The organism is Actinomadura hibisca NBRC 15177, from assembly GCF_001552635.1.
Taxonomy (GTDB): domain Bacteria; phylum Actinomycetota; class Actinomycetes; order Streptosporangiales; family Streptosporangiaceae; genus Spirillospora; species Spirillospora hibisca.
Map to the genome: position 1 here is coordinate 68604 of NZ_BCRO01000028.1, position 6276 is coordinate 74879.

The 6276-nt window shown below is 71.7% G+C and carries 6 protein-coding genes; 2 read left to right on the forward strand and 4 right to left on the reverse strand.

Annotated elements, in window-relative coordinates; genetic code table 11:
* The first annotated feature begins 189 nt into the window (after window positions 1-189).
* On the forward strand, window positions 190-1602 hold the full coding sequence (locus AH6_RS14760) for a VWA domain-containing protein (protein ID WP_067479673.1): 1413 nt from the start codon (window positions 190-192) through the stop codon (window positions 1600-1602).
* A 111-nt stretch (window positions 1603-1713) separates the two neighbouring features.
* Here the strand turns inward: AH6_RS14760 and AH6_RS14765 are convergent, their stop codons facing one another.
* The 4 genes from AH6_RS14765 to AH6_RS14780 all read right to left on the reverse strand — a co-directional run bounded on the left by AH6_RS14765 (window position 1714) and on the right by AH6_RS14780 (window position 4731).
* Complete coding sequence (locus AH6_RS14765) at window positions 1714-2292, reverse strand: TerD family protein (RefSeq protein WP_067479674.1); 579 nt, start codon at window positions 2290-2292, stop codon at window positions 1714-1716.
* Between the two features lie 27 nt (window positions 2293-2319).
* Entirely contained in the window at window positions 2320-3438 is a 1119-nt protein-coding gene (locus AH6_RS14770; RefSeq protein ID WP_067479675.1) for a DUF475 domain-containing protein, read from the reverse strand.
* Window positions 3439-3480: 42 nt separating this feature from the next.
* Window positions 3481-4059 carry a TerD family protein gene (locus AH6_RS14775; protein WP_067479677.1) on the reverse strand — a complete coding sequence of 193 codons (579 nt, stop codon included), beginning with the start codon at window positions 4057-4059 and terminating at the stop codon, window positions 3481-3483.
* A gap of 96 nt (window positions 4060-4155) precedes the next feature.
* On the reverse strand, window positions 4156-4731 hold the full coding sequence (locus tag AH6_RS14780; RefSeq protein ID WP_067479679.1) for a TerD family protein: 576 nt from the start codon (window positions 4729-4731) through the stop codon (window positions 4156-4158).
* Between the two features lie 227 nt (window positions 4732-4958).
* Between AH6_RS14780 and AH6_RS14785 the strand changes: the two genes are divergently transcribed.
* Complete coding sequence (locus tag AH6_RS14785) at window positions 4959-6206, forward strand: molecular chaperone DnaJ (RefSeq protein ID WP_067479681.1); 1248 nt, start codon at window positions 4959-4961, stop codon at window positions 6204-6206.
* The last annotated feature ends 70 nt before the right edge of the window (window positions 6207-6276 follow it).

The window sequence follows — 6276 nt, forward strand, 5'->3', positions numbered from 1 at the left end:
TTGCGGAGCTTCGGATCAATTTGGTCAAAATGCCGCATTCACCACTGTCCCCCCAGGAACCACTAGGTCCCCACCCTTGCCCGACCAGCCGGACGTCCGTCGGCGGCCCCCGCCGCCCTCGGCCCGCTTCCGGAATGTATTGCCTTAACATCCTATTGAGCGCGTTTCATTCCCCTACCCTTACAAAGCATGACCAAGCTGACTAAGGGTGCAAACGTTTCCGTCAGCACGCCCCGGTTGCGCGCCGTGCTCGCCTGGCGGCCCGGACCGGGCGTCCCGGACGTGGACACCGCCGCGCTGCTGCTGGCCGCCGCCGGGAAGGTCCGTTCCGACAAGGACTTCGTGTTCTACAACCAGCCGGGGCACCCGTCCGGCGCGGTCCGGCACGAGGGCCGCCGCACCGGCCCGGACGGCACCGAGGAGAGCCTGGCGATCGATCTGGCGCTGGTCGACCAGGACGTGGAGCGCATCGCGCTGACCGCCTCGGCGGACGGCGGGGCGTTCGGCGCCGTCCCCGGCCTGGCCCTGCGGCTGCTGGACGCCGCGAGCGGCGCGACGATCGCCGAGTTCGCCGTGACCGACGCCGCCGCCGAGACCGCGATGGTCGCCGGGGAGCTGTACCGGCGCGGAGCGCAGTGGAAGTTCCGGGCGGTCGGGCAGGGGTACGCGAGCGGGCTGGCCGGGCTCGCGACCGACTACGGCATCCAGGTGGACGACTCCGCGGCACCGGCGGCTCCCGCTCCCGCGCCGGCCCAGCCCGCGTACGTCCCCCCGCCCGCGCCGGTCCAGCCCGCGCCCGTCCAGCAGGCCGTGCCCGCCCGGCCCGCCGCGCCGTCCGCGCCGCCCGTCAGCCTCAAGAAGCAGAAGCTGATCTCCCTGGAGAAGCGGCTGGAGGGCCAGGCCCCCGCCCTGCTCGGCCTCACCAAGAAGGCGGCGGTGACGCTGGAGAAGCGCGGCCTCGGCGAGCACACCGCCCGCGTGGCGCTCTGCCTGGACATCAGCATCTCCATGCAGCGCCTCTACGAGACCGGCAAGATCCAGCAGCTCGCCGAACGTGTCCTCGCGCTGGGCGCGCGCTTCGACGACGACGCCCGGATCGACGTGTTCCTGTTCGCCCACGACGCCCACCGGGCCGACGGTCTCGACCCCGACAACCACACCGGTTACATCCGGACCATGGTGGAGCGGTACGGGCTCCAGGGCGGCACCATGTACGGGGCGGCGATGCGGGAGATCCGCAGGCACTACTTCGGCACCGACGAGACCCGCCGCGCCCCGCACCCCGCCGACCTGCCGGTCTACGTCATGTTCGTCACCGACGGCGGCACCTTCGACAAGGACGAGACCACCCGGCAGGTGGTGTCCTCCAGCTACGAGCCGCTGTTCTGGCAGTTCATCGCGATCAGCCCCGACCCCCGGGACCGGCAGTTCAAGATCCTGCGCAAGCTCGACGACATGCGGGGCCGCCACCTCGACAACGCCGACTTCTTCACCGTCGCCGACCCCTCACAGATCTCCGACGAGGAGCTGTTCGACCTGATGACGGCCGAGTACCCCCACTGGCTCGGCCGGGCGCGCGCCGCCGGTCTCATCCCCGGCTGAGCCGGGCGGCCCCGGCGGAACGGCGACGGCGCGCCCCGGCCGGAGGCCGGGACGCGCCGTCCATGCGCTTCGCGTCCGCGCGGCCCGCCGGGAGCGCGCCGCCGTCCGCGCTCACAGGTGCTGCTTGACCTCCGGCAGCAGGTGCTGGAAGGTCTGGCCGTTGGCGATGGCGCCGATGGCCGTCATCGACCAGCCCGCGCCGTCCCGCGCGACCTTCGCCATGATCTGCGCGTTGTGCCGCCCGGACCCGGTCAGCTCGTAGCGCGCGATCTCCTGGCCGGTCGTCTCGTCCACCAGCCGGCAGAAGGCGTTCTCGATCTGCGAGAAGTCCTGCCCGGTGAAGGAGTTGACGGTGAACACCAGCTGGGTCACGTTGGCCGGGACCTTGCCCAGGTCCACGTTGACGACCTCGTCGTCGCCCTCGCCCTCACCGGTGAGGTTGTCGCCGGTGTGCACCACCGAGCCGTCCTTGCTGCGCAGCTGGCGGAACCAGACCGCGTCGGCCAGGTTGCCGCCGGCGTCGAACAGCAGGCACGAGGCGTCCAGGTCGATCGACTGGGCCTTGCCCTTGCCGAACAGCCCCTTCTTGACGACCGCGTCCCAGCCCAGGCCCATGCGGACCCGGGTGAGGGTGCCGCCGCCGGGTTTGGTCAGCGAGACCCGCTGGCCCTTCTGCAGCGAGACAGACATCTTCGTCTCCTTCGGTGGGACCGGGGTTCACACCCCGGTGGAGTGCAGTTCCTTGTCCGCCCCGGGCGCGTCGCCGGCGTCCTCGTTGCGGTTGCGGACCACCGAGCTGACGAACGCGGCGATGATCAGCCCCGCGCCCAGCCCGCCGGTGATCCATTCGGGCACGTGGTGGCCGATGCTGACCAGCATGCAGACCGCCAGCGCGCCGATCGCCCAGTGCGCGCCGTGCTCCAGGTAGACGTACTCGTGCAGCGTGCCCTTGCGGACCAGGAACACCGTCAGGGACCGGATGTACATCGCGCCGATGCCGAGGCCGAGCGCGATGATGATCGGGTCGGTGCTGATCGCGAACGCGCCGATCACGCCGTCGAAGGAGAACGAGGCGTCCAGCACCTCCAGGTAGAGGAACAGGAAGAACCCGGCCTTGCCGGTGGCCAGCGCCAGCGCGCTCGGCCCGCCCTTCCCGGCCGCGGCGGGCGCGGGGCCGTCGGCGGCCTCGTCCCGCTCCTCGTCGTCGTCCTCGCCGGCCTCGGAGAACAGCTCGCCCAGCCCGTTGACCAGGATGTAGGTGACCATGCCGAGCACGCCGGCGATCATGACGTTGCCGGGCTCGGCGGCCCACGCCGACGCCACCAGCGCCAGCGCGCCGCCCGCGATGACCACCGACAGCTGGTCCAGCTTGCCGATGCGGGCCAGCGGCTTCTCCAGCCACGGCAGCCACTTGTCGGCGCGCTCCTCGAACACGAAGTCCAGGAACAACATGAGCAGGAACATGCCGCCGAACGCCGCGATCATCGGGTAGGCCGACTCCATCGCGTGCTTGTAGGCGGCCTGGTCGTTGAGCGCCAGGTCGAACGCCTCGACCGGCCCGAGCTTGGCGGTGATCCCCACGATGACCAGCGGGAACACCAGCCGCATGCCGAACACGGCGATGGCGATGCCCACGGTCAGGAAGATCTTCTGCCAGAACGGGCTCATCCGGTCCAGCACCTTGGCGTTGACCACGGCGTTGTCGAACGAGAGCGAGATCTCGAGGATGGCCAGCACGGCCACCAGCGCCAGCCCCGTCCCCTTGTCGTAGAGGAAGGCGGCGGCGAGGCCGGCGGCCGTGACGGCGAAGGACCACCCGAAGGTGCGAAGAATCATTCTGGTATCTCTGCTAGAGGGCTACCGGGGTCAGCCGCCGGATCAACCGACGTTGACACCGAAGTCCATGGCGATGCCGGCGAGGCCCGAGGCGTACCCCTGGCCCACGGCGCGGAACTTCCACTCCCCGCCGTGCCGGTACAGCTCACCGAAGACCATCGCGGTCTCGGTGGAGGCGTCCTCGGTCAGGTCGAAGCGGGCGAGCTCGTTGTTGTCGGCGCGGTTGACGATCCGGATGAAGGCGTTGCGGACCTGGCCGAAGTTCTGCGAGCGGTTGTCGGCGTCGTAGATCGACACCGGGAACACCACGCGGTCGCACTCGGCCGGCACGGCGTTCAGGTCGACGTTGATCGACTCGTCGTCGCCCTCGCCCTCGCCGGTCAGGTTGTCGCCGGTGTGCTCGACCGAGCCGTCGGGGCTCTTCAGGTTGTTGAAGAACACGAAGTGCTGGTCGGAGATGACCTTGCCCCCGCTGTTCAGCATCAGCGCCGAGGCGTCCAGGTCGAAGTCGGCGCCGGTGGTGGCCCGGACGTCCCAGCCCAGGCCGACCGAGACGGCGGTCAGGTTCGGGGCGGCCTTGGTGAGCGAGACGTTGCCGCCCTTGGCAAGCGATACTCCCATGATCGTCTACTTTCCCCTTCGGTGGCGGATCGATGCTCGTCGATGCGGGTGCCGGTGCGGGCGCCGGTGCGGGCGCGGCGGGTCAGCGCGGGGCGCTCACAGGTTGACGCCGAAGTCCACCGCGATGCCGGCCAGGCCCGAGGCGTAGCCCTGGCCGACCGCGCGGAACTTCCACTCCGCGCCGTTGCGGTACAGCTCGCCGAACACCATCGCGGTCTCGGTGGAGGCGTCCTCCGACAGGTCGTAGCGCGCCATCTCGGTGCGGTCGCCCTGGTTCAGCACGCGGATGTAGGCGTTGCGGACCTGCCCGAAGTTCTGGCCGCGGCTGTCGGCGTCGTACACCGACACCGCGAACGCCACCCGCTCGGCGGCGTCGGGCAGCGCGCCGAAGTTGACGTTGATGACCTCGTCGTCGCCCTCGCCGGCCCCGGTCTTGTTGTCGCCGGTGTGCTCCACGCCGCCGTCGGGGGTGCGCAGGTTGTTGAAGAACACGAAGTGCTGGTCGGTGATGATCTTTCCGGAGGCGTCCAGCACCAGCGCGCTGGCGTCCAGGTCGAAGTCGGTGCCGGTGGTGGTGCGCAGGTCCCAGCCGAGACCCACGCTGACCGCGGTCAGCCCCGGCGACTGCTTGGTGAGGGAGACGTTGCCGCCCTTGCTGAGACTGACGCCCACTGTGCCTCCTGAGTTCGCGCGCATGGCCGGTCGGCGGACCGGCGTCCCGCTATACCGACGATGCTGCGATGCTATCCGTTCCCTCCCGCCCGGTCCGGGTGAGATCAGTGACAGGCCGCACCGCCCCTGTCACGGCTTATCGGGCTTCACGGGCGAAAAGGCACGGCCCGGCGGTGCTGGCGGCGGCCGGTCTGCGCGAGACTGGGGTCAGGCGAAGGGAGGCAGCGTTGCGGGGAGCGGGCGACCAGCGTCGCCGCGGCCGGGAGGCACCGGCCGCGGCCAGGGCGATCGAGGCCAGGGAGACGGCCGCGACCGCCTTCTACGACATGGACCAGGCGCAGAAGTACCTCCAGGGCCGGGTCACGGTGTTCGCCGACCTGGACGCCGCGGCGGCCGAACCGGCCCGCCGCGAGCTGGCCGGGCTGGACGAGGCCGCCAACGCCGCCTCGATCGCCTACATCGACGCGCTGGACGCCCATCCGCTCGATGACCAGGACCGGTCAGCGGCCCAGTACGAGCAGGCGCGGCGGGCGCTGGCGGGCGTCACCGACCGGATGCGGAAGATCACCGGCGACCTGAACGGGTTCGCCGAGCGGCTGGCGCCGCGGATGGCGCGGCTGGAGGCGGCGCTCGACCAGCTGCCGCCGCGCCTGGCCGCCGCCCGCGACGCGGTGGCCGCCGCCGACGCGGCCGTGGCGCGGGCGCGCCAGGCCGGGATGGACGCCGCCGACCCCGAGGCCGAGCTGGCCCGCGCCCGCGAGGGTCTGTCGGTGTTGTCCTCGCAGGGGCTCGGCGGGCTCGGGCTGAACGGCGCGCTGGACCAGGCCGAGGAGGTGCGGCGGCTCGCCGAGCGGGCGCGGGAGGCCGCCGAGGAGCTGCCGAGGCTGGGCGAGAAGGTCCGCAACTCCATGGCGTCGGTGCGGACCCGGGTGGACGTGGTCGCCGGGCGCTCCGGGCCGGTCCGGGACGCGATGAAGAAGTTGCTGCGCGGCTACTCGCAGGCGTGCTGGCAGGACCTGAGGGGCGCGCCCGAGGCCGTCGAGGCGGGCGTGCAGCGGGCGCGGGAGCGGCTGAACGAGGCGTCGGCGCACATCTCGCGGGCCGAGTGGAAGCAGGCGCAGCAGGCCATCACCGCCGCGCGCACCGAGCTGAACGGCGCCGACCGGCGGGCCGGGCAGGTCACCGGGCGCGTCGCCGAGCTGGACGAGGCCAGGGCCGACCCGGACAGGCCCGCCGAGGCCGCGCGGTTCGCCGTGCGCGACGCCCAGCGCCTGGCGATGGCGCAGCCGGGCGGGGCCGCCCCGCACCACGCGCGGGCGCTGGACGGCCTCGTGGCGCGGCTGGAGCAGGCTCCGCAGCGGCTCGGCGGCGCCCATCCCGACTACTGGGCCTACCTCCAGGAGCTGGAGTCGATCAAGACGGCGGCCGGGGACGTGGTGGCGCGCATCCGCTCCGAGCGCGCGGCGCAGGGCTAGGTCCTGTCTCAAAGACCTCAGCCGTCGCGCGAGTGACTAACTGTCCCGGCGGGGCAAAGCCGAAGGCGAG